This is a genomic window from secondary endosymbiont of Heteropsylla cubana (genome assembly GCF_000287355.1).
Taxonomy (GTDB): domain Bacteria; phylum Pseudomonadota; class Gammaproteobacteria; order Enterobacterales; family Enterobacteriaceae.
In genome coordinates this window covers 534,115-556,894 of the sequence record NC_018420.1, presented here as the reverse complement: position 1 = coordinate 556,894, position 22,780 = coordinate 534,115, and the positions used below count along the sequence as shown (strand labels likewise).

At 36.2% G+C, this 22,780-nt stretch carries 30 protein-coding genes and 1 pseudogene; 26 read left to right on the top strand and 5 right to left on the bottom strand.

Going from position 1 to position 22,780, the window contains the following annotated elements:
* Positions 1 to 16 precede the first annotated feature (16 nt).
* The 26 genes from rplD to rplQ all read left to right on the top strand — a co-directional run bounded on the left by rplD (position 17) and on the right by rplQ (position 12,667).
* On the top strand, positions 17 to 622 hold the full coding sequence (gene rplD / locus A35E_RS01450; protein ID WP_014888904.1) for a 50S ribosomal protein L4: 606 nt from the start codon (positions 17 to 19) through the stop codon (positions 620 to 622).
* Positions 619 to 921, top strand: a complete 303-nt coding sequence (rplW, locus tag A35E_RS01445; protein WP_014888903.1) for a 50S ribosomal protein L23 — start codon at positions 619 to 621, stop codon at positions 919 to 921. Before rplD ends, rplW begins: the two co-directional genes overlap by 4 nt.
* Positions 922 to 937: 16 nt before the next feature.
* A complete protein-coding gene (gene rplB, locus A35E_RS01440; RefSeq protein ID WP_014888902.1) occupies positions 938 to 1,762 on the top strand; it encodes a 50S ribosomal protein L2 in 825 nt (274 codons plus the stop codon).
* A gap of 16 nt (positions 1,763 to 1,778) precedes the next feature.
* Positions 1,779 to 2,057, top strand: coding sequence for a 30S ribosomal protein S19 (rpsS, locus tag A35E_RS01435; protein ID WP_014888901.1), 279 nt, complete (start codon positions 1,779 to 1,781; stop codon positions 2,055 to 2,057).
* Positions 2,058 to 2,073: 16 nt separating this feature from the next.
* Positions 2,074 to 2,406: a 50S ribosomal protein L22 gene (gene rplV / locus A35E_RS01430; RefSeq protein WP_014888900.1), complete on the top strand. Its 333-nt coding sequence runs from the start codon at positions 2,074 to 2,076 to the stop codon at positions 2,404 to 2,406.
* A gap of 17 nt (positions 2,407 to 2,423) precedes the next feature.
* Positions 2,424 to 3,122: a 30S ribosomal protein S3 gene (gene rpsC, locus A35E_RS01425; protein ID WP_014888899.1), complete on the top strand. Its 699-nt coding sequence runs from the start codon at positions 2,424 to 2,426 to the stop codon at positions 3,120 to 3,122.
* A 12-nt stretch (positions 3,123 to 3,134) separates the two neighbouring features.
* Positions 3,135 to 3,545, top strand: a complete 411-nt coding sequence (rplP, locus tag A35E_RS01420; protein ID WP_014888898.1) for a 50S ribosomal protein L16 — start codon at positions 3,135 to 3,137, stop codon at positions 3,543 to 3,545.
* The gene (rpmC, locus tag A35E_RS01415; RefSeq protein ID WP_014888897.1) at positions 3,545 to 3,778 is read left to right on the top strand and encodes a 50S ribosomal protein L29; all 234 of its coding nucleotides are present in this window, start codon (positions 3,545 to 3,547) and stop codon (positions 3,776 to 3,778) included. Before rplP ends, rpmC begins: the two co-directional genes overlap by 1 nt.
* Complete coding sequence (gene rpsQ, locus A35E_RS01410) at positions 3,735 to 3,989, top strand: 30S ribosomal protein S17 (protein ID WP_014888896.1); 255 nt, start codon at positions 3,735 to 3,737, stop codon at positions 3,987 to 3,989. The genes rpmC and rpsQ overlap by 44 nt, the downstream gene beginning before the upstream one ends.
* A 149-nt stretch (positions 3,990 to 4,138) precedes the next feature.
* The gene (rplN, locus tag A35E_RS01405; RefSeq protein ID WP_014888895.1) at positions 4,139 to 4,507 is read left to right on the top strand and encodes a 50S ribosomal protein L14; all 369 of its coding nucleotides are present in this window, start codon (positions 4,139 to 4,141) and stop codon (positions 4,505 to 4,507) included.
* A gap of 11 nt (positions 4,508 to 4,518) precedes the next feature.
* Positions 4,519 to 4,833 (top strand): 50S ribosomal protein L24, encoded by a 315-nt coding sequence (gene rplX / locus A35E_RS01400; protein ID WP_014888894.1) that lies wholly within the window; start codon positions 4,519 to 4,521, stop codon positions 4,831 to 4,833.
* A 14-nt stretch (positions 4,834 to 4,847) separates the two neighbouring features.
* A complete protein-coding gene (gene rplE / locus A35E_RS01395; protein ID WP_014888893.1) occupies positions 4,848 to 5,387 on the top strand; it encodes a 50S ribosomal protein L5 in 540 nt (179 codons plus the stop codon).
* 13 nt (positions 5,388 to 5,400) lie between these two features.
* Positions 5,401 to 5,706 (top strand): 30S ribosomal protein S14, encoded by a 306-nt coding sequence (rpsN, locus tag A35E_RS01390; protein WP_014888892.1) that lies wholly within the window; start codon positions 5,401 to 5,403, stop codon positions 5,704 to 5,706.
* 34 nt (positions 5,707 to 5,740) lie between these two features.
* Positions 5,741 to 6,133 (top strand): 30S ribosomal protein S8, encoded by a 393-nt coding sequence (gene rpsH, locus A35E_RS01385; protein ID WP_014888891.1) that lies wholly within the window; start codon positions 5,741 to 5,743, stop codon positions 6,131 to 6,133.
* Positions 6,134 to 6,148: 15 nt separating this feature from the next.
* On the top strand, positions 6,149 to 6,682 hold the full coding sequence (gene rplF, locus A35E_RS01380; RefSeq protein WP_014888890.1) for a 50S ribosomal protein L6: 534 nt from the start codon (positions 6,149 to 6,151) through the stop codon (positions 6,680 to 6,682).
* A gap of 9 nt (positions 6,683 to 6,691) precedes the next feature.
* Entirely contained in the window at positions 6,692 to 7,045 is a 354-nt protein-coding gene (gene rplR / locus A35E_RS01375; protein ID WP_014888889.1) for a 50S ribosomal protein L18, read from the top strand.
* Positions 7,046 to 7,061: 16 nt separating this feature from the next.
* Complete coding sequence (gene rpsE, locus A35E_RS01370; protein ID WP_014888888.1) at positions 7,062 to 7,559, top strand: 30S ribosomal protein S5; 498 nt, start codon at positions 7,062 to 7,064, stop codon at positions 7,557 to 7,559.
* Positions 7,560 to 7,566: 7 nt separating this feature from the next.
* On the top strand, positions 7,567 to 7,746 hold the full coding sequence (gene rpmD, locus A35E_RS01365) for a 50S ribosomal protein L30 (protein WP_014888887.1): 180 nt from the start codon (positions 7,567 to 7,569) through the stop codon (positions 7,744 to 7,746).
* A 3-nt stretch (positions 7,747 to 7,749) separates the two neighbouring features.
* A complete protein-coding gene (rplO, locus tag A35E_RS01360) occupies positions 7,750 to 8,199 on the top strand; it encodes a 50S ribosomal protein L15 (RefSeq protein WP_014888886.1) in 450 nt (149 codons plus the stop codon).
* Positions 8,192 to 9,523 carry a preprotein translocase subunit SecY gene (secY, locus tag A35E_RS01355; protein ID WP_014888885.1) on the top strand — a complete coding sequence of 444 codons (1,332 nt, stop codon included), beginning with the start codon at positions 8,192 to 8,194 and terminating at the stop codon, positions 9,521 to 9,523. The genes rplO and secY overlap by 8 nt, the downstream gene beginning before the upstream one ends.
* Positions 9,524 to 9,556: 33 nt before the next feature.
* The gene (gene rpmJ / locus A35E_RS01350) at positions 9,557 to 9,673 is read left to right on the top strand and encodes a 50S ribosomal protein L36 (protein ID WP_014888884.1); all 117 of its coding nucleotides are present in this window, start codon (positions 9,557 to 9,559) and stop codon (positions 9,671 to 9,673) included.
* Between the two features lie 146 nt (positions 9,674 to 9,819).
* Positions 9,820 to 10,176, top strand: a complete 357-nt coding sequence (gene rpsM, locus A35E_RS01345) for a 30S ribosomal protein S13 (RefSeq protein ID WP_044105108.1) — start codon at positions 9,820 to 9,822, stop codon at positions 10,174 to 10,176.
* Positions 10,177 to 10,197: 21 nt separating this feature from the next.
* A complete protein-coding gene (gene rpsK, locus A35E_RS01340; protein ID WP_014888882.1) occupies positions 10,198 to 10,587 on the top strand; it encodes a 30S ribosomal protein S11 in 390 nt (129 codons plus the stop codon).
* Positions 10,588 to 10,616: 29 nt separating this feature from the next.
* Positions 10,617 to 11,237: a 30S ribosomal protein S4 gene (gene rpsD / locus A35E_RS01335; protein WP_014888881.1), complete on the top strand. Its 621-nt coding sequence runs from the start codon at positions 10,617 to 10,619 to the stop codon at positions 11,235 to 11,237.
* A 25-nt stretch (positions 11,238 to 11,262) separates the two neighbouring features.
* Complete coding sequence (locus A35E_RS01330; protein WP_014888880.1) at positions 11,263 to 12,255, top strand: DNA-directed RNA polymerase subunit alpha; 993 nt, start codon at positions 11,263 to 11,265, stop codon at positions 12,253 to 12,255.
* 34 nt (positions 12,256 to 12,289) lie between these two features.
* The gene (gene rplQ / locus A35E_RS01325; protein WP_014888879.1) at positions 12,290 to 12,667 is read left to right on the top strand and encodes a 50S ribosomal protein L17; all 378 of its coding nucleotides are present in this window, start codon (positions 12,290 to 12,292) and stop codon (positions 12,665 to 12,667) included.
* Positions 12,668 to 12,762: 95 nt separating this feature from the next.
* On the opposite strand, the pseudogene gyrA reads toward rplQ, so the two are convergent.
* From gyrA to holA, 5 genes and pseudogenes are all read right to left on the bottom strand, one after another.
* Positions 12,763 to 15,288 (bottom strand): annotated as a pseudogene (gene gyrA, locus A35E_RS01320) (DNA topoisomerase (ATP-hydrolyzing) subunit A); the annotation flags it as partial.
* A gap of 1,034 nt (positions 15,289 to 16,322) precedes the next feature.
* Positions 16,323 to 17,435, bottom strand: a complete 1,113-nt coding sequence (mrdB, locus tag A35E_RS01315) for a peptidoglycan glycosyltransferase MrdB (RefSeq protein WP_014888877.1) — start codon at positions 17,433 to 17,435, stop codon at positions 16,323 to 16,325.
* A gap of 30 nt (positions 17,436 to 17,465) precedes the next feature.
* Positions 17,466 to 19,346, bottom strand: a complete 1,881-nt coding sequence (gene mrdA, locus A35E_RS01310) for a peptidoglycan DD-transpeptidase MrdA (protein WP_014888876.1) — start codon at positions 19,344 to 19,346, stop codon at positions 17,466 to 17,468.
* 1,720 nt (positions 19,347 to 21,066) lie between these two features.
* A complete protein-coding gene (gene nadD, locus A35E_RS01305; protein WP_014888875.1) occupies positions 21,067 to 21,723 on the bottom strand; it encodes a nicotinate-nucleotide adenylyltransferase in 657 nt (218 codons plus the stop codon).
* Complete coding sequence (gene holA / locus A35E_RS01300; protein ID WP_014888874.1) at positions 21,716 to 22,750, bottom strand: DNA polymerase III subunit delta; 1,035 nt, start codon at positions 22,748 to 22,750, stop codon at positions 21,716 to 21,718. Before holA ends, nadD begins: the two co-directional genes overlap by 8 nt.
* Between the last annotated feature and the right edge of the window lie 30 nt (positions 22,751 to 22,780).

Genomic DNA, 22,780 nt, shown 5'->3' with positions numbered 1-22,780 from the left:
CGTCAAGGAGATACGAATGGAATTAGCCTTAAAAGACGCTCAAAGCGCCCTAAGTGTTTCCGAAACCACCTTTAGACGTGACTTCAACGAAGCACTTATCCATCAAGTTGTTGTTGCTTATGCAGCAGGTTCGCGACAGGGGACGCGTGCTCAAAAAAACCGATCAGAAGTCACTGGTTCTGGAAAAAAACCTTGGCGTCAAAAAGGTACCGGTCGCGCCCGATCTGGAAGCGTAAAAAGTCCAATATGGCGCTCTGGCGGAGTTACCTTTGCCGCTAAATCACAAGACCATACTCAGAAAGTAAATAAAAAAATGTATCGGGGAGCAGTAAAAAGCATTTTATCTGAATTAGTACGTCAAGATCGATTAATTGCTGTTAAGCATTTTACTATTACAGCACCAAAGACTAAACTTTTAGTAACAAAATTAAAAAACATGGCATTAGAAGAGGTGTTAATCATTACTAAAAATATAGATGAAAACCTTTTCTTAGCAGCGCGTAACCTCTATAAAGTAGATGTACGCGAGGCTAATGATATCAATCCAATGTGTCTAATCGCCTTTGATAAAGTGCTTATGACAGCCGATGCTATTAAGCAAGTGGAGGAGATGCTCGCATGATTTATGAAGAACGGATTCTAAAAGTACTGCACATACCCCATGTCTCTGAAAAAGCCTCTACCGAAACAGAAAAACATAATACTATCGTATTCAAGGTAGCTAAAGATGCTAAAAAATTAGAAATTAAAACTGCTATAAATAGGTTGTTTTCTGTAGAAGTAAACAATGTACGTACTCTGATTGTGAAAGGTAAACTAAAACGTAATCGACAGCGTACAGGTCGTCGGAGTGATTGGAAAAAAGCGTATATTACGCTAAAAAAAGGCCAAACACTAGACTTGATCGGCAAAACCGACTAAGTCGGAGGAAGATAAAATGGCCGTTATAAAATGCAAGCCGACATCCCCAGGTCGCCGCCATCTTATTAAGGTGGTTAATTCTGAGTTATATAAAGGGAAACCTTACGCCCCATTATTAGAAACTCTTAGTAAATCGGGAGGACGTAACAACAATGGACGTATCACCGTTCGCCATATAGGGGGTGGACATAAACAACGATATCGTCTAGTTGATTTTAAACGCAACAAGGATAATATTCCAGCAATCGTAGAACATCTGGAATATGATCCCAACCGATCTGCTAACATCGCTCGGGTGTTATATAAAGATGGTGAACGTCGTTATATTCTAGCACCAAAAGGATTAAAATCTGGTGATGAAATCCAATCCGGAATAGATGTCGCAATAAAACCTGGTAATGCTTTACCAATGAGCAACATACCAATTGGTTCAACTATCCATAACGTTGAAATGAAACCCGGAAAAGGTGGTCAATTGGCGCGTTCCGCCGCAGCTTATGTTCAAATAATAGCCCGTGATGGCGCGTATGTTACCTTGCGTCTGCGTTCCGGGGAAATGCGAAAAATTCGATCCGAATGCCGCGCTACTTTAGGTGAAGTAGGAAATGCTGAACACCTACTACGTGCGCTGGGTAAAGCTGGTGCTAACCGTTGGCGTGGAATTCGTCCAACTGTTCGCGGTACGGCCATGAACCCGATAGATCATCCACATGGTGGTGGTGAAGGTCGTAACTTTGGCAAACATCCGGTAACCCCATGGGGTATTCAGACAAAAGGTAAGAAAACCCGTAGCAATAAGCGTACTGACAAGTTTATTCTACGTCGTCGCCGTAGCAAATAATATTAGAGGATAAACCATGCCACGTTCTCTCAAGAAAGGTCCATTTATTGACCTGCACTTGCTAAAGAAGGTAGAGAAAGCAGTGGAAAACGGTGATAAAAAACCTATTCGTACTTCATCCCGTCGTTCAACGATCTTCCCAAATATGGTCGGTTTGACCATCTCTGTCAATAATGGTCGTCATTATATACCCATTTTTGTCAGCGATGAAATGGTCGGTCACAAGTTGGGTGAATTCGCACCGACACGTACTTATCGTGGCCATGCAGCTGATAAAAAGGCTAAAAAGCGCTAAGGTTTAGGAGAAAGAGATGGAAACTATTGCTCAACATCGCCACGCTCGTTCTTCTGCTCAAAAGGTTCGCTTAGTTGCTAACCTGATTCGCGGTAAGAAAGTGTCGCAAGCCCTTGATATTCTAAACTATAATAATAAAAAAGTTGCTGGCCTAATAAAGAAGGTACTAGAATCTGCCATCGCTAACGCCGAACATAATAATGGCTCAGATATCGATGATCTGAAGGTCACGAAAATTTTCGTCGACGCTGGACCGAGCATGAAGCGTATTATGCCGCGTGCCAAAGGTCGTGCCGACCGTATCCTGAAGCGCACCAGCCACATTACTGTGGTTGTGTCTGATTGTTGAGATTCTGGAGACTAGCAATGGGTCAAAAAGTACATCCTAATGGTATGCGTCTTGGTATTGTAAAATCCTGGAATTCTACCTGGTATGCAAATAGCAAAGAATTTGCTGATAACCTTGACAGCGACTTTAAAGTTCGTCAATTATTAATAAAAAAATTATCGAAAGCTTCTCTATCTCGCGTAGTAATAGAGCGTCTAGCCAAGAGTATTCGTGTAACAATTCACACTGCTCGACCGGGAATTGTGATAGGTAGAAAGGGTGAAGATGTTGAAAAACTACGTACGCTCGTAGCAGATATCGCTGGCGTACCCGCACAAATTAATATCGTTGAAATCCGCAAGCCAGAACTAGACGCTAAATTGATTGCTGATAGCATCTCTTCACAATTAGAACGTCGCGTTATGTTCCGTCGCGCAATGAAGCGTGCTGTACAAAACGCCATGCGCCTTAACGCTAAAGGAATTAAAGTTGAAGTAAGCGGACGTCTGGGTGGTGCTGAAATTGCACGTACCGAATGGTATCGAGAAGGTCGTGTTCCGTTGCATACATTACGTGCCGACATCGACTTTAATACTTCTGAAGCACACACTACTTATGGTGTTATAGGTGTAAAAGTATGGATCTTTAAGGGTGAGATCTTAGGTGGTATAGCGCCTGTTGAATATCCAGAACCTACTGCTCAGCCAAAAAAGCAGCAACGTAAAGGCTGCAAGTAAAGAGAGGCGCTTATGTTACAACCAAAGCGTACAAAATTCCGTAAAATGCATAAAGGACGAAACCGCGGTCTTGCATCAAATGAAAATGTTAGCTTCGGTACTTTTGGTCTCAAAGCTGTTGATCGTGGTCGTTTAACTGCTCGTCAAATTGAAGCAGCGCGCCGCGCCATGACACGTGCAATTAAACGTCAAGGAAAAATTTGGATCCGAATCTTTCCAGATAAACCAATCAGTGAAAAACCCCTCGCAGTACGTATGGGTAAAGGTAAAGGTAACGTGGAATACTGGGTTGCGTTAATTCAACCCGGTAAAATCTTATACGAAATGGAAGGCATTCCTGAAGAACTTGCCCGAGAAGCTTGTAAGTTAGCATCAGCAAAGTTGCCAATAAAGACAATCTTTATAACTAAAACGGTGATGTAATGAAATCACATAAACTACGAAAAAAAAATGCAGAAGAGCTAAACATCGAATTACTTCAATTATTACATGAACAATTCAATCTACGTATGCAGACAACTAGAGATCATCTTCGCGAAACTCACCTATTAAGGCAAGCACGCAATAATATTGCTCGCATAAAAACCTTATTAACTGAGAAGGAAAAATCTAATGAACGAAAAAATGCGCACACTGCAGGGTCGAGTAATCAGTGATAAAATGGAGAAATCTATTGTGGTAGCCATTGAACGATTTGTAAAACATCCCATGTACGGTAAATTTATAAAACGTACAACTAAGCTGCACGTACATGATAAAAAAAATGAAGCTAAAATTAATGACATTATTAAAATCAAAGAATGTCGCCCAATATCTAAAACAAAATCTTGGACACTAGTTTACATAGTAGAGAAAGCGGTTTCATAAAAAAAATAAATTCAGATCATACAGCAAATACACACTGTAAATTATAACGAATTTATTTTTTCTACCCGTATCAACAGGAGCGGTGTTATAATGTTTTATAATGCGTATTACTTATATGTAAGTCATAATTAACATTGTTGGAGCACAAAATGATCCAAGAGCAAACTATATTAAAAGTGGCTGACAATTCAGGTGCAAGTCGCGTAATGTGCATTAAAGTTCTAGGCGGCTCTCACCGCCGATACGCTAGTCTCGGCGATATTATCAAAATTACTATCAAGGAAGCAATTCCTCGAGGAAAAGTAAAAAAAGGTGATGTACTAAAAGCTGTAGTAGTCCGAACTAAGAAAGGAATTCGTCGACCTGACGGTTCTGTTATTCGTTTTGATAGTAATGCTTGTGTTTTGTTAAACAATACCGAGCAACCTATCGGTACACGTATTTTTGGGCCAGTAACTCGTGAACTTCGTACAGAAAAATTCATGAAAATTATTTCTCTAGCACCTGAAGTACTATAAAGGAGCAAATCATGGCAGCGAAAATTCGTCGTAATGACGAAGTCATCGTTCTAACAGGCAAAGATAAAGGTAAGCGTGGTAAAGTAAAAATTGTTTTACCTACAGGTAAGGCGATTGTTCAAGGTATTAATGTAGTAAAAAAACATCAGAAAGCAGTACCAGCTGCAAACAAGCCGGGCAACATCTTTGAAAAAGAAGCAGGAATTCATCTTTCAAACCTTGCTATCTTTAATACAATAACTGACAGAGCAGATCGTGTAGGATTTAAGATTGAAGGAAGTAAAAAAGTGCGTGTCTTTAAATCTAACGCCCATACAATCAAGTAATCTGGAGTAGTACGATGGCAAAGCTACGTGATTATTATAAAGACATAGTAATATCTCAACTTATAAAACAATTTGGCTATTATTCTGTTATGCAAGTCCCTCAATTTACAAAAATCACTTTAAATATGGGTGTGGGTGAGGCAGTTAACGACAAAAAGCTGCTAGAAAACGCCGCAGCGAATTTAAGCGCGATTTCTGGTCAGAAAGCACTTATTATTAAAGCGCGTAAATCTGTTGCTAGCTTCAAAATTCGCCAAGGCTATCCGATTGGTTGTAAAGTAACCTTACGTAGAAAACGTATGTGGGACTTTTTAGAGAAACTAATCTGTGTTGCAATACCCCGTATCCGCGACTTCCGAGGACTGTCTACTAAATCATTCGATGGACGTGGCAATTACAGCATGGGTGTGCGTGAACAGATCATCTTTCCGGAAGTCGACTATGATAAAGTCGATCGTGTACGTGGCATGGATATTACTATTACCACAACTGCACAGTCCGACAATGAAGGCCATGCGCTATTAACCGCTTTTAACTTTCCATTTCGCAAGTAAGGTAAGATACCTCATGGCTAAACAATCCATGAAAGCACGCGAAAAAAAACGCGTGAGACTAGCTAACAAATTTTTCAACAAACGCACTGAACTTAAAAAAATTATTTCCAACACTAATGTTTCTGATGAAAATCGTTGGAATGCAGTACTCAAATTACAGACGCTTCCTCGCGATTCAAGCCCGTCTCGTCAACAGAATCGCTGTCGTCAAACAGGTCGTCCACACGCTTTTCTACGAAAGTTTGGATTAAGCCGAATTAAGGTCCGTGAAGCCGCTATGAGGGGAGAAATCCCAGGGATGAGGAAAGCTAGTTGGTAAATTTTTACTTATCACATCACGAGATTAATAACAAATGAGCATGCAAGATCCAATTGCCGACATTTTAACCCGCATTCGTAACGGTCAAATTGCAAAAAAAAATATACTTTCTATACCTTCTTCTAAGCTGAAAATAGAAATTGCTAAGTTATTAAAAGAAGAAGGCTTCATTAAAGATTATAAAGTTGAAGGCACTCTCAAGCCGAAATTGGAACTAATTCTAAAATACTTCCAAGGTAAGCCTGTAGTAGAAACTATTCAACGTGTTAGCCGTCCAGGTCTTCGCATCTATAAGAAAAAAGATGCGATCCCTAAGGTAATGGCGGGTATGGGTATCGCTGTGATTTCCACGTCTAGAGGTATCATGACCGATCGTGCAGCTCGTCAGGCTCGTCTTGGTGGCGAAATTATTTGCTACGTAGCCTAAATAGGAAGAGAACGCATGTCTCGTATAGCCAAAGCACCCATTTTCATCCCTGATGGAGTAGAAGTAATACTTAATGGACAAGTTGTTTCCATTAAAGGTAAAAACGGGAAGCTAACTCGAATTATCCATAACAATGTTGATGTTAAGTTCACTAATCAGCAACTATCATTTTGTCCTCACAAAGCTCATGCTAATGGTTGGGCGCTTGCAGGTACTACCCGTTCATTATTAAATGGCATGGTAATTGGTGTAACTGATGGATTTAGCAAAAAATTAAATTTAGTAGGAGTAGGATATAGAGCTAATGTAAAAGATAACGTAATCAATTTATCTCTCGGGTTTTCTCATCCAGTCAACTATCAACTTCCTGTTGGTATTACTGCAGAGTGCCCAAACCCAACTGAAATCATCATAAAAGGTTCAGACAAGCAACTTGTTGGACAAGTTGCAGCAGAACTGCGCGCTTATCGTCGCCCTGAACCCTACAAAGGTAAAGGAATTCGTTACGCCGACGAAGTAATTCGTATCAAAGAAAGCAAGAAAAAGTAAGGTACTATAATGAATAAAAATACAGCTCGAATCCGGCGCGCAACTCGTACCCGCCGAAAGCTCCAAGAATTAAATTCTACTCGTCTAGTTGTACATCGTACTCCTCGTCATATTTATGCGCAAATCATTTCACCGCACAATAGTGATATTCTGGCAGCCGCTTCTACAGTAGAAAAGGCTATTGCCAAACAATTAGGAAGTACTAGTAATAAATATGCTGCTATCGAAATAGGTAAACAAATCGCAGCACGGTCACTGGCAAAAGGTATTAAAAATGTATCTTTCGATCGTTCCGGGTTTAAATATCATGGTCGAGTCCAAGAATTAGCAAATGCGGCCCGTGAAGCCGGACTGCAATTCTAACGTAAAGGAACAGAAAATGCAGATTGAAAAACAACCAGGTGAACTACAGGAAAAACTAATTGCAGTAAACCGTGTATCTAAAACTGTAAAAGGTGGCCGTATTTTTAGCTTTACTGCGCTGACAGTTGTCGGTAATTCTAAAGGTCGTGTTGGATTTGGATATGGAAAAGCACGAGAAGTGCCAGCAGCAATTCAAAAAGCTATGGAAAAAGCCCGACGTAAAATGACAAATATCCCACTAAATAGCGGTACTTTACAACACTCCGTTAAAGGTGTACACACGGGTTCTCGCGTATTCATGCAACCGGCTTCCGAAGGAACCGGCATTATTGCCGGTGGCGCCATGCGCGCTGTATTAGAAGTTGCAGGAATTTACAACGTACTTGCTAAAACTTATGGTTCTACCAATCCAATCAATGTTGTTCGTGCAACTATTAATGCTCTAAGCAACATGAAGTCTCCTGAGATGCTCGCGGCTAAACGCGGAAAGCGTGTTGAAGAAATTTTAGGATGAACGCATAATGAAAAAAACCATTAAAATCACTCAGATACGAAGTTCTATTGGTCGAATACCCAAACACAAAGCAACTTTAATTGGCTTAGGTCTTCGTCGAATTTCACAAACCGTACAGCGTGAAGATACACCTGCTGTTCGAGGTATGGTTAATTTAATTTCCTACATGGTTTCAGTTGAGGAATAAAACATGCATTTAAATACTCTATCTCCAGCTAAGGGGTCCAAACATATATCCAAACGTTTAGGACGTGGTATCGGTTCTGGATTCGGAAAAACCGCTGGCCGCGGTCATAAGGGGCAAAAATCCCGATCTGGAGGTAAAATAAATCGTGGATTTGAAGGTGGACAAATGCCTCTATACCGACGTTTACCAAAGTTTGGTTTTATATCACATAAATCAATGATGAATGAAGAAATTCGCCTTTCCAATTTAGCAAATTTAAACAATGATATAATAGATTTAAAAACATTAAAAGCTGCTAAGATCATTAAAATTCAGACAGTTTCTGCAAAAATCATACTATCCGGTAAAATTAATCGTCCGATAGTCGTACGTGGTCTTCGTGTCACCCAAGGCTCACGTGAAGCAATCGAGGCTGCTGGTGGAAAAATTGAGGAAAAAGTAGTAGATGGCTAAGCAACAGGGATTAGCTTTTGAAAGCGCCAAAAGCGGACTTAGTGAACTGAAACGTAGATTTTTTTTTCTAATCAGAGCGCTTGTTGTATTACGCATCGGCTCTTTTATTCCCATTCCTGGTATTGATGCTACCGTTCTTGCCAAGTTACTTGACAAGCAGCGAGGAACCATTATTGAAATGTTTAATATGTTTTCTGGTGGCGCTCTTAGTCGGGCTTCTATTTTTGCACTAGGGATTATGCCTTATATTTCAGCATCAATTATTATTCAACTATTAACAGTAATTTCTCCTTCAATGGGAGAAATTAAAAAAGAAGGTGCAGCAGGAAGACGTAAAATCAATCAATATACTCGCTATGGAACACTTTTATTAGCAATATTTCAATCAATCGGAATTGCTACCGGTTTACCTAACATGCCTGGAATGGAAAATCTAGTCGTAAACCCTGGGGCGATATTTTACTTTACTGCTGTAATAAGCCTGGTGTGTGGAACAATGTTTCTTATGTGGCTAGGTGAACAAATTACTGACCGAGGTATTGGAAATGGGATATCTATGATTATATTTGCAGGTATCGTAGCAGGATTACCTCCTGCCATTGTTAAAACAATTGAACAATCTCGGCAGGGAGAAATTCATTTTCTAGTATTACTTTTCATTGCCATTTTAGTGTTTTCGGTTATTTTTTTTGTTATATTTGTTGAACGTGGCCAGCGCCGTATCGTAGTAAATTACGCTAAACGTCAACAAGGACGCCGAATTTACGCAACACAAAGCACACATTTACCACTGAAAGTTAACATGGCTGGAGTTATCCCAGCTATTTTCGCTTCGAGCATCATTTTATTTCCAGTCACCCTCGCATCTTGGTTTGGAGGCGGAACAGGTTGGACATGGCTCACTATGGTTTCTCTTTATTTACAACCTGGTCAGCCGCTTTATGCGTTACTATATACAATTATAATAATATTTTTCTGTTTCTTTTACACTACGCTAGTATTCAACCCACGCGAGACAGCAGACAACTTAAAGAAATCGGGAGCATTTGTATCAGGAATTCGCCCTGGAGAGCAAACTGCCAAATATATTGCTAAAGTAATGAATCGCTTGACGCTAATAGGAGCACTATATATTACGTTTATTTGCTTAATCCCGGAGTTAATGCGTGACACCATGAAAGTTCCTTTTTACTTTGGAGGCACCTCGTTGTTAATCGTGGTTGTAGTGATCATGGACTTCATATCTCAAATGCAAACTTTAATGATGTCGCGTCAATACGAATCAGTATTAAAAAAAGCAAATTTAAAAGGTTATAACAGATGATCTAATGAACATCAAGAAAGTAGGGAAAGTTAAATGAAAGTTAATGCTTCAGTTAAAACATTATGTCGACACTGCAAAATCATCCATCGTAATGGTGTCGTACGTGTAATTTGTAAAGATCAACCTAAACATAAGCAACGGCAAGGTTAATATTCTTAGCATTTTTTTCTTGCAAAGTTGAACAGAGCTAGATAAATTAGTAATCAAATATGTTATATTTCATAATAGCGTTGTTTAAGTATCCTGAAACGGGCTTTTCAGAACAATGTCAGCATTTAAAATCTTAGGAGTGCATAGTGGCCCGTATAGCAGGCATTAACATTCCTGATCATAAACATACCGTTATTGCCTTACGGTCAATTTACGGTATCGGCAAAACTCGCTCACAACAAATCTGTAGAAACGCGGGTATTGCTGAACATGTAAAGATCAGCGATCTTTCCGAGCAACAAATCGACATATTGCGTGAAGCAGTTTCTAGATTCGTTGTCGAAGGCGAATTACGCCGTGAAGTAACCCTAAGCATTAAGCGTCTAATTGATATTGGTACATATCGTGGTTTGCGTCATCGCCGAGGTCTCCCAGTGCGCTGTCAGCGTACTAAAACCAATGCTCGCACCCGAAAGGGTCCACGAAAACCGATCAAAAAATAATCGGGGATGAATAAACAAATAATGGCTAAAGCACCTATTCGTACGCGTAAGCGTGTTAAGAAACAAATTCTAGATGGTGTAGCGCATATTCATGCATCCTTCAACAACACTATTGTAACTATTACTGATCGTCAGGGTAATGTGTTAAGTTGGGCGACTTCCGCTGGTTCCGGCTTCCGTGGTTCTCGCAAGTCCACTCCTTTTGCTGCACAAGTCGCAGCTGAACGCTGCGCGGAAGCTGTAAAAGAATATGGTATTAAGAATCTGGAAGTGATGGTTAAAGGACCAGGTCCAGGTCGCGAGTCTACAGTCCGTGCTTTAAATGCGGCTGGTTTTCGGATCACGAATATTACTGACGTGACTCCTATCCCCCATAACGGTTGTCGTCCACCTAAAAAGCGCCGAGTATAACGTCGATTACAGGTTAGTTGGAGGAAAAAATGGCAAGATATTTAGGTCCTAAACTAAAAATAACCCGTCGTGAGGGAACAGACCTTTTCTTGAAGTCTGGTGTTCGAACGATCGACTCTAAATGCAAAATTGAGCAACCGCCAGGTCAGCATGGTGCACGCAAACCACGTCTATCTGATTATGGTGTGCAGTTGCGTGAAAAACAAAAAGTTCGACGTATTTACGGAATCCTAGAACGTCAATTCCGCAATTACTATAAAGAAGCAGCACGAATAAAAGGTAATACCGGCGAAAAATTATTACAATTATTAGAAGGTCGTCTCGATAATGTCGTTTATCGCATGGGATTTGGTGCGACTCGAGCTGAATCACGTCAATTAGTAAGCCATAAGTCAATCATGGTTAACAACCATGTTGTTAGCATCGCTTCTTACCAGGTAATGCCAAATGACATTATCAAGATCCGTGAAAAAGCAAAAAAACAATCTCGCGTTTATGCTTCATTAGAGCTGGCTGAGCAACGCGAGAAACCAATTTGGATTGAAGTTGATTCTATTAAAATGGAGGGGGTGTTCAAACGTATTCCAGAACGTGTCGATCTTTCTGCGGAAATTAATGAACACCTAATTGTTGAGCTTTATTCTAAGTAAAGCTTAATATAACGAGAGAGGACACATGCAGGGTTCTATAACAGAATTTTTAAAACCGCGATTAGTAGACATCAATCAAATAAGTGCTACACACGCAAAAGTGACTTTAGAGCCATTAGAGCGTGGTTTTGGCCACACACTAGGTAACGCACTACGTCGTATTTTACTCTCATCTATGCCGGGTTGCGCAGTAACAGAAGTTGAAATTGATGGCGTGCTCCATGAATATAGCACCAAAGAAGGTATACAAGAAGATATCTTAGAAATTTTACTTAACTTAAAAGGATTAGCAATCAAAATACAAGGTAAAGATAGTGTCATTTTAACCTTAAATAAATCTGGAATTGGTACTGTAACTGCAGCTGATATCACCCAAGATACAAACGTTGAAATTATAAAACCTCATCATATCTTATGCCATATAACCGATGCAAATGCCGATATAAATATGCGTATAAAGGTTCAACGTGGACGCGGTTACGTACCAGCATCAGCTCGTCTCCATGGTGAAGACGACGATCATCGACCTATCGGACGCATGTTAGTGGATGCATGCTATAGCCCAGTAGAACGCATTACATATAATGTAGAAGCAGCTCGAGTTGAACAACGCACTGATTTAGATAAATTAATTATAGAAATTGAAACCAATGGAACGATTGATCCTGAAGAAGCAATACGAAGAGCAGCAACTATTTTAGCTGAACAATTAGAAGCTTTTGTTGATCTGCATGACGTGCGTCAACCAGAAATAAAAGAAGAAAAACCAGAATTTGATCCAATCCTATTACGTCCAGTTGATGATTTAGAGTTAACTGTTCGTTCTGCTAACTGCCTTAAAGCCGAGACAATTCATTATATCGGTGATTTAGTACAACGTACTGAAGTCGAGTTGCTAAAAACCCCCAACCTTGGTAAAAAATCCCTTACCGAAATAAAAGATGTATTAGCTTCTCGGGGATTGGCTCTTGGTATTCGCCTTGAAAACTGGCCTCCAGCAAGTATTTCTGATAAATAGCTTGCCGCATATACACAATAATAAGGATAAAATAATGCGACATCGTAAAAGTGGTCGTAAATTAAATCGAAATAGCAGGCACCGCCAGGCCATGTTTCTTAATATGGCTCTCTCTTTCCTTCGATACGAAATAATACAAACCACTCTATCAAAGGCAAAAGAACTTCGCCGCATTGTTGAACCCCTAATAAACCTTTCTAAAATCGATAGTATAGCAAATCGCCGACGCGTATTTTCTAAAATTCGTGATAACGAAATCGTAGCAAAATTATTTAATAAACTTTCTCCACGCCTGACAAAACGTCCCGGTGGTTATACTCGCATTTTGAAATGTAGATCTCGTATAGGCGATAACGCTCCTATGGCATATATCGAACTCGTTGATCGCAAAAGAGAAACTTCAAAAGAATAAAATATAAAACATCCCTGCACATTGCTCTTCTGCCTATCATAGTCATGCAGACTCGGATAGGCCACTCTAATATATTTTTATCGTTTAATTAGATCATCAGCTACCCGTTGAAGACCAACCACTTTTTCTTCTTGTGCAGTACGAATAAGCGTTACACCATGAGTATTACGACCGATAATACTAATCTCAGATACACGCGTACGTACAAGTGTACCAGCATCAGTTATTAACATAATCTGATCGCTATTATTTACCTCTAACGCGCAAACTACTTTTCCATTACGTTCATTCACCTTTATAGATATTACACCTTGAGTTGATCGAGACTTGGTAGGATATTCTTTTTGTAAAGTACGCTTACCATAACCGTACTGTGTTACTGTCAAGATCGAATCATTACCACGCGGTACAATGAGCGATACCACTCTATCACCTAATGCTAAATTAATTCCACGAACACCTCTTGCTGTTCTTCCCATGCTTCTTACTTGGTTTTCTGGAAAACGCACCACTTTTCCGTAAGCAGAAAATAACATCACTTCATCATTACTACCATCAGTTAGATCTATCCCAATTAACTCGTCACCAACGTCGAGATTCATGGCGATAATGCCTGCACTGCGAGGACGACTGAACTCAACAAGAGGGGTTTTTTTAACAGTCCCACTAGAAGTTGCCATAAAAACATGACTACCCTTTTCATAGGTACGAACAGGCAATATAGCAGTGATACGTTCGTTTGACTCTAGAGGTAATAAATTGATTATAGGACGTCCACGAGCTCCTCGGCTAGCTTCCGGTAGTTGATATACCTTCATCCAATATATCCGTCCTCTACTAGAAAAAAGTAAGATAGTTTCATGGGTATTCGCAACCAATAGTTGATCTATAAAATCTTCTTCTTTGATACTAGCTGCTGATTTTCCTTTTCCACCACGCCTCTGTTCTTCATAATCCCTTAAAGGCTGATATTTTACATACCCCTGATATGAAAGAGTGACAATGACATTCTCCTGATTTATTAGATCTTCTGTATTAACATTGGAGGTATCTGCAATGATTTTAGTGCGACGAGGATCGTTATACTGCTCTTTAATACTGCAAAGCTCTTGACGAATTACTTCGGTTAATCGATTAGAATTTTTAAGAATCTCACTTAGTTCGTTGATTTTAAACAATAATTCTTTATATTCAGATAATAGTTTTCTCTGTTCTAAACTAGTTAGTTTTTGAAGTCTAAAATTTAAAATTACCTGCGCCTGCTTCTCACTTAAGTGATATGTACCATTTCTAATACCACATTCTGCCTTCAACCACTCCGGTCGTGCTATCTTGCTACCAAGATATTTTAACATAGGAGAAAAACTATTCATTTCCCAAGAATGCATTAACAATGCATTTTTTGCCTCTGCTGATGTTGGCATCTGACGAATTAAATTAATAATCTGATCTATATTTAATAAAGCTACAGCGACTGCTTCCATAAGATGCGCTTGCTCACGAGCTTTACGAACTTCGAAAATCGTGCGACGAGTAACTACTTCGCGCCGATGACGTACAAAGGCAGATAGAATTTCTTTTAATGATAAAGTTTTTGGTTGACCCTGATGTAGAGCAACCATATTTATACCAAATGATACCTGAAGCTGTGTAAGTGAATATAAATTGTTCAATACAACTGCACCCACTGCGTCTCGCTTAATTTCAATTACAATTCGCATTCCATCTTTATCAGATTCATCACGAAGACCGCTAATTCCTTCAATACCCTTGCCTTTCACTAAATCTGCAATTTTTTCAATTAATCGAGATTTATTTACCTGATAAGGAATTTCATTTATAATAAGAAATTCTCGACCTGACTTAGTATCATTTTCTATGGATGCACATGCACGAATATAGATTTTACCACGTCCAGTTCGGTAAGCTTCTTCTATGCCACCTGATCCATTAATCATCCCACAAGTCGGAAAATCCGGTCCAGTAATATGTTTCATTAAATCTTCAAGACTAATGTTTTCATCATCGATATAAGCTAAACAACCATTAATCACTTCTGTAAGATTATGCGGTGGTATATTTGTCGCCATTCCTACCGCGATTCCAGAAGATCCATTTATCAATAGATTTGGAATCCTTGTGGGCATAACATCAGGAATTGTTTCAGTCCCATCATAATTCAATACATAATCGACAGTTTCTTTCCCCATATCAACTAATAATTCATGAGCAATTTTAGCCATTCGTACTTCCGTATAACGCATTGCAGCAGCAGAATCACCGTCAACTGAACCAAAATTACCTTGCCCATCAATTAGCATATAACGAAGAGAAAAAGGCTGAGCCATTCGCACGATAGTATCATAGACAGCTGTATCACCATGTGGATGGTATTTACCGATGACATCACCCACAACACGTGCTGATTTTTTGTAAGGTTTATTCCAATCATTGCCAAGAACATTCATTGCAAACAAAATACGACGATGGACAGGTTTAAGTCCATCACGAACATCCGGCAAAGCACGTCCAACAATCACAGACATAGCATAATCTAGATAAGAACGTTTTAATTCTTCTTCTATATTAACCGGTGTAATTTCTCTAGCAAAATCACTCATAACACCCGTATCTCTATACTAAATACTAATCATACTTTTATTTGAATTTTATATTATAAAATCATACTATCTTTTCTCTAAAAATGCGGTATTTTTTTAATGAAAAATACTGCAATTATTTTAAATGGTGATAAAATAATTTAAAGCGAAATGGAAATACCCAGTCAAATCTCACTAGCTTCGTTATAAAATTGTAATTAATAGCTAATTCTAAAAAATAAATATCTCTTTAAATCTTATTGATATAGCCTAATCCGATATTGTTTTATAGTCTACTTATTTTTTTTATAAATGGTAATCTAAATATGAGTTTAGTGTTTTTTTTAAAAATGTTACTAGTTTCTTATTTACCCCTCCCCTTTTTTTCTATCGAGAGATATCTGTAACTTATGCATTTTCTAAAAATTTGCAAATTTGATTTATAGAATGTAGAGGATTTATATATCACCTAATATCTGTAAGAGTTCAAATGAACTATTACTCCAACAGCCTAAATTTTCGTATAAAACTAAACATAAAAAAATATAATTTATAATATTACTTTTATTAATTTTGTTAAATTTTATCTTCCACTCTTCCCTGTATGTCATAATTTAGTGATAATTTGTATTATAATTAAAAAAATTTTTACTTGTCCTTTGATAACATATTCTATTAAATTAAAGATTTTTTTCTTTTAAAAAAATACGCAAACTAGCTATTAATATCTAATTATTATTTAATAAGATTAAAGTTAATTTAATTTTTTAAAAAAAACACATCGACTTATTGATACAATTTGTTAAAATATAATTATTTTTTTTCTTTAAAATACGCATAGAAAATCATCTGAATCTAAATCGCCATAAATTTTTGAATAAAAACAAATTAGACTGTTATGATTGATAATCTGGAAAAATCAAATATTTTATGCTAAATATTATTTAATTTAATAGCAATTAAACTATGTTTTAATAAAAAATCACTACTTTACAAAATCTAAAGAAAATAACATAGATAAATTAATTTAATTATTGTTATGTTTAATCATTTTTTTATAAATTTTTGGATAACATTTTTCGATTAGTATCAATTGACATTACAATACCAAATCCTGCCATTAAAACAATCAGAGCTGAACCACCGTAACTAATTAATGGTAATGGTATGCCAACTACCGGTAAAATTCCACTTACCATTCCGATATTTACAAACATATAAACAAATAGAATCAACATCAAACTACCAGTCATTACTCGACAGAAAGTATTTTGTGCTCGCGCTGAAATAAGGAAACCACGAATAATTATAGAAAAATAAAGCGCTAATAGTAATAATACTCCTATTAACCCAAATTCTTCACTCAAAACTGCAAAAATAAAGTCGGTATGACGCTCTGGTAAAAATTCTAATTGCGACTGAGTTCCTTGTAACCAACCTTTTCCCAAAAGACCACCAGAACCAATAGCAATTTTAGATTGAATAATATGATAACCGGCCCCTAGAGGATCACTATCAGGGTTGAGTAACATTATCACCCGATCTCGCTGATAATCATGCATTAAAAAAAACCATAACACAGGAATAAAAACTGCTATTATCGACGCAGAAAGAACAATTACTTTCCATTTAATGCCAGAGAAAAACAAAACAAATAAACCAGAAACAGCAATCAAAATAGCAGTACCTAGATCAGGTTGTACTGCCACTAAACATGTGGGTATACAAATTAATAAAAAGGCAATAGCAGTATTTTTTACTGATAGAGGGCATACATTTCTATTAACAAAACGCGATACCATTAGTGGAACAGTAATTTTTGCAATTTCTGATGGCTGGAATCGAATGATACCTACATCTAACCAACGTTGAGCACCCTTACTAAGGTGTCCGAATGCATCGACGAGAATCAATAAAAATAAACATAAAATATATAAATACGGTGCCCAGCCTTCATAAACGCGAGGTGGAATTTGAGCCATTAAGATCATTACTAGTATCCCTATAACTATCTGGATAATCTTGCGCATCATCATACTTACATCCTGCCCACTAGCACTCCAAAAAATTACAGCACTATACATAAGCAATAATGCAATAAAAATCAATAAAATAATATCAACATGAATTGTATGCCACAAAAAAAACTTTTTTGGATTATCTATCATAATAAAATTAATTACTCTATCTTTATGGCACTAAGGAGAAGAATTAGATAACTCGATAGTTTTATCACCAAGAAAAATATAATCTAAAATCTGGCGAGTAATCATACCAACCCTCCGCCCAACCCCACCATTTTCTAAAATCACTACTATTCCTACAGTAGGTTCTTCATACGATGCAAAAGCGGTCATTAATTTATGATCACGGAGCCGCTCAGTAACTTTATAAGCGTGATAAGTTTCATTAGATTTTAAACCATATACTTGAGCAGTGCCAGATTTAGCAGCCACCTTATAAGGTGCATCTGCAAAACTCTGATATGCTGTACCATTTGGTCGATTTGCTACACCATACATACCATCTTTGGCGATTTCCCAAAAACTAGAATCCGAATCGTCGATTCGTATATTTTCTTTTTGAACATAGGGAATATAACGACCATTTTTTTTTATAACGGAAAGCAAGTGCGGCGTTCGAACAGTACCATCATTAATCAAAGTCATCAAAGCTTTAGACATCTGTAACGGTGTAGCAGTCCAGTAACCTTGACCGATCCCAACCGGGATGGTATCTCCCTGATACCATGGTTGTTTAACCCGAGAAATTTTCCACTCTCGTGTTGGCATTACACAAGCACGTTCTTCATATAAATCGACACCAGTATATTGCCCATAACCAAACTTCGTCATCCATTCAGCTAGTCGATCAATACCCATATCATAAGCTACTTGATAAAAAAAAGTATCCGAAGATTCTTCTAATGCTCTAGTAATATTTAACCACCCATGCCCACATCGCTTCCAATCACGATAACGCTTCTCGGATCCTGGTAATTTCCACCAACCAGGATCAAATAAAGAAGAATTTTTATTAATCAAACCTAATGTTAATGCTGATACTGATATATAAGGTTTAACCGTAGAAGCTGGTGGATAAACACCCTGAGTTGCACGATTGATAAGAGGGCGATTTTCATTTTCTAATAATGCATGGTATTCCTTGTTAGATATTCCATCAACAAATAAGTTAGGATCATAGCTTGGATGTGATACCAAAGCACGGATAGCACCATCTCGGGGATCTACAACTACCACAGCAGCGCGGGAACCAATTAATAGCTTCTCTATGTATTTTTGTAACCTTAAATCTAATGTTAAGGTAATGTCATTTCCTGCCTGGGGAGGGGTTTCATATAACTGACGAATCACACGTCCAAGATTGTTAACTTCTACAGCTTCGTAGCCTATCGTGCCATGTAACGTGCTTTCATAGTAACGCTCTATACCTAATTTTCCAATATCATTTGTTGCTGCATAATTTTGCAAGGTTCCAGTTTTGTCTAAATATTCTAAATCATGATTATTGATTTTTGACATATACCCTATTACATGGGTTAGTGTAGAACCATGAGGATAATAACGTCGCTGATATCCTTTTACTGTAACACCAGGAAAACGATATTGATTTATAGCAAAACGCGCCTGTTGTACATCAGTCAAACCTACTTTTAACGGAAGCGATGCAAAACGACGAGAACGTTTACGTTCTTTTTCAAAATTAAGAATATCATTATAAGTCACATCGACAATCGAACGTAAAGAAGCAATTGTATTTGATAAATCTTTTACTTTTTCGATAACTAATTCTAACTGATAAGTAGTGCGGTTAAGTGCTAATGGTATACCATTACAATCATAAACTATCCCCCGACTAGGGGCAATCGGTAGTATCTTAATGCGATTTTTGTTAGAGCGAGTTCTGTAATCTTCAAAACAAGTAACTTGCAAATGATATAAATTAACAACAAGAATGCTGCTCAACATCAACATTCCAAAAAAAGAGATAAAAACGCGACGCACAAAAAGCGCTAGTTCAGCCGCATAATCTTGAAAGGGATTACACTTTATATTCATATACTAAAATTAGTGTAAATTTATAATTATTGAAATTTTTTTTAAAAACATTAATTGTTAAGCAGTCATATACTGATGACCATATCAATACTCTAAATACATGCAGAAAATATTAAATCTAATTCAATTAATAACTCATACAACAACTTTAATTAAACGAACCAAGTGAATTAAGATTAATATATTAAAAAAAGTTAAAAAAATAAGTAAGACAAAGAAGCATTAACCAATCTTACTTGCATTATAAATAGAATCTGTTTTTTTTATTAAAAATATGATAATCTTTTAATTATCATATGAGCAATTACTATTTTTTTTAATTTTTAAGTATAAAAAATATTCTTATAATTAATAAATGATAATTGTTAATCTATTCCGAATTTAAGTTGGCATCTTATACTGATAGATCTTTTTTTTAAAGAAAAAAATTCAGAAACAAATAATTCTTATTTAGAATTGCTTCTATTTCTTAGATTTTTTAATACTTCTCTATTAAATTTAATCAATAATTATTATATACTAATCCTGGTAATCTTAAAATATTTCTAATTTTTTTTAAAAACAAAAACTAGATTTTTTTAAATTATCATTTATAAAAATTCCTATTTAGATAATATTGCTTTAATATTCAACTTATTTGTTTACTAAAAATATTTTTTAATAAATTTTTGGAAACTCCTTTCTAAAAAAAATAAAACAATTAATTAATCTTTCTACCCTTGTAAGGATAGTATAAATAATACTAGAACTGTCTATGACAAGTGTTCAACAAACCTAATTAATGTTCTTTATAATAACAGACATTTTTTTCTAACAATTTTAAATTGTATTAATATAGGTAATAAACATAATATAATTATATTAATATATAATGTTTATATATGTTTAATCCATATAAAACTCTTTAATTTAATATTGCAGTCTAACTATATGGTTCATCTATTCCAAATCAAAGATCATTAATGTCTCTTAAGTTTATAAGAAAAACAATAACCTGACTAAATGATATTCTTCTTTTTCTCAAAAAAAACCATTCGTCTTTTCATCTTAAAGATGATTTTCATTAAATTAACAATAAAACTATTAAACAAATTTTATGTTGTATTTTTTTTGTATTAAAATAAAATTTTGTTTAAATACAAAGAACTTAAAATTTAATTTACTCGAAAAGTAATAACCTATATATTCCATTAGAGCGATTTTTAATTATTTTTTTCATTAAAATAAATAATTCTTTACTTTCTATAGAAAAATCCTGTCATATATAATCTAAAAAAAAATCTAAATTTTAGTTAAAACATTTCACTCTATCGATAAATCAACCATTTTTCATAAAATGTAAAGAATCATTAAATTCATTTCGACAAGTAATCAAATACAAAAATTACCGAATACTTTGTCCTTAAAAGATAAGAAGTTGCTACATCTGTTCCACAAAAATGCTAATAGGCCTTTCTTAATATATTAATTTTTTTGTTAAAGTACAACTAGTATAAAAAAACCTTTAAATAAGTTTTAACAATAAAAATAGAAAGTAATTTATTGTCTCAGTACTTAATTTGATTGTATTAAAGGTTATATAAGTATTATAAAAACAACATCAATTATTTTATATAAAAAATATAACCCAATATATTATATTGACATAATTTAGATAAAGTGATCTTTAATTTATTTCTCTACTTTGCAAATCTGAGCATAAAAAGATACATACCCCAGATTAACGATACAACCTTTGAGAATCAATATAATCTTGAACAGAGGAAGGAAGAAGACCCCTACAGCTTCGTCCATGACGATAACGCTCACGAATCTGGCTAGAAGAAATAGGTAATTTTGGTGTAGGCGCACAATAGATAAGACCAGCGGGTTGTTTATATATTAATTGTGGATCAAAAGTTAATCGGTTGTTAAGCCAACGTTTATTGTTTACATAAGAAACCCTCCAATTATCATAACCGGGTCGAGTACATACCAATAAATGGCACAATGTTAACAATTCTAAACCTCTATGCCATTGCGGAAGTGTTAACAAAGAATCCTCTCCTAGGATAAAAGCCAACGGTATAGAAGATCCATATTTACTACGCAATAATTCAAATGTTTCTACTATGTAGGAAGGCATTTCTTCGCGACATTCGCTCTTATCAAGATAAAACAAAGAATCAGATAGTTCGCTAATAGCAAGTCTAATACTCATTAATCTCTGTTGAAATGATGCTACTGGTTGTGGACGATGAGCAGGAAATTGATTTAAGAGGAAAATTACCTTCTGTAATTTAATAAATTGCGATAATGCGATAACTGATTTCAGGTGCCCGTAATGTATGGGGTCAAAGGTCCCACCATAAAAAGCGATTAATATCTCTTCATGCATTAAACATTCCCATAGATACAGATTTTCCACATAATAATAAACTTAATGTTCTCAAGTCGAACCATACAGGATAGAAGGAATCTTGTTTGAAAGTTAACTCAATTTTTGTCATCATAGTCACTATATTAAGCAACTGCGCTAGAGAGAGCCGCTCTAGCGCAGTTGTCAATAAAATACGCCGATCACACCAAATCTTGTTCTTGTTGAATTGAGTATACAGGGACACTGATGATATTTGACGTTTCAGTGTCAACAAGAATAAAATTTCATTTTGAATGTTACGTAATAGAATTAAAGGGTGGATATCTTCACTTTGAAGATGATGCAAAATATGCAAAGCACGCTTTATTTTTCCTGATAGAAGCGCATGTACCCACTGAAATACCGTAAAATTTACAGAATTATTTAGCATATTCTCAACATGCGAAACTGTCAGCTCCTTCCCATCAGGATAGAGAAGAAATATTTGCTCTAGAACTTGAGATAAGGCTAACAAATTTCCTTCATAAGAATAACATAATAAGTTGCACGCAGCATCATCTAATCTTAAGTTGATGTTCTTAGCACGTTTTTTTAACCACAGGGATAATTTTTCTCCCTCCGGGGTAACACATGTGATCAGAACTGCATATTTACTAACCATTTTAAACCAAGCAGATTTTTTAATACACTGTGTTAATTTAGTACCTCGCAAAATTAATATAATATCTTCATGTAATAACGATACTAGCTGGAGCATTTTATTGGCTATAACTGTATTTACTCCAATATCAGGTAAAATAAGCAATAAGGTTTGCCGATTAACAAATAGACTACGTGTTTGGCATAAACTAAAGATAAATTCCCAATCAGTATTAGAATCCAATATAATATTAAAATTCTCGTTAAATTTATTAGATCGTGCTTGTTTTCGAATATAATTTTGACTTTCTTCTAATAATAGGAAATCATTTCCAAATAATAAATAACATGGACACAACCTTTGGCGCAGATGTATAGCTAACTCCTCAGCACATAAAGTGATCATGTTCTATTCTTAATAAAACCTTAGCATCCA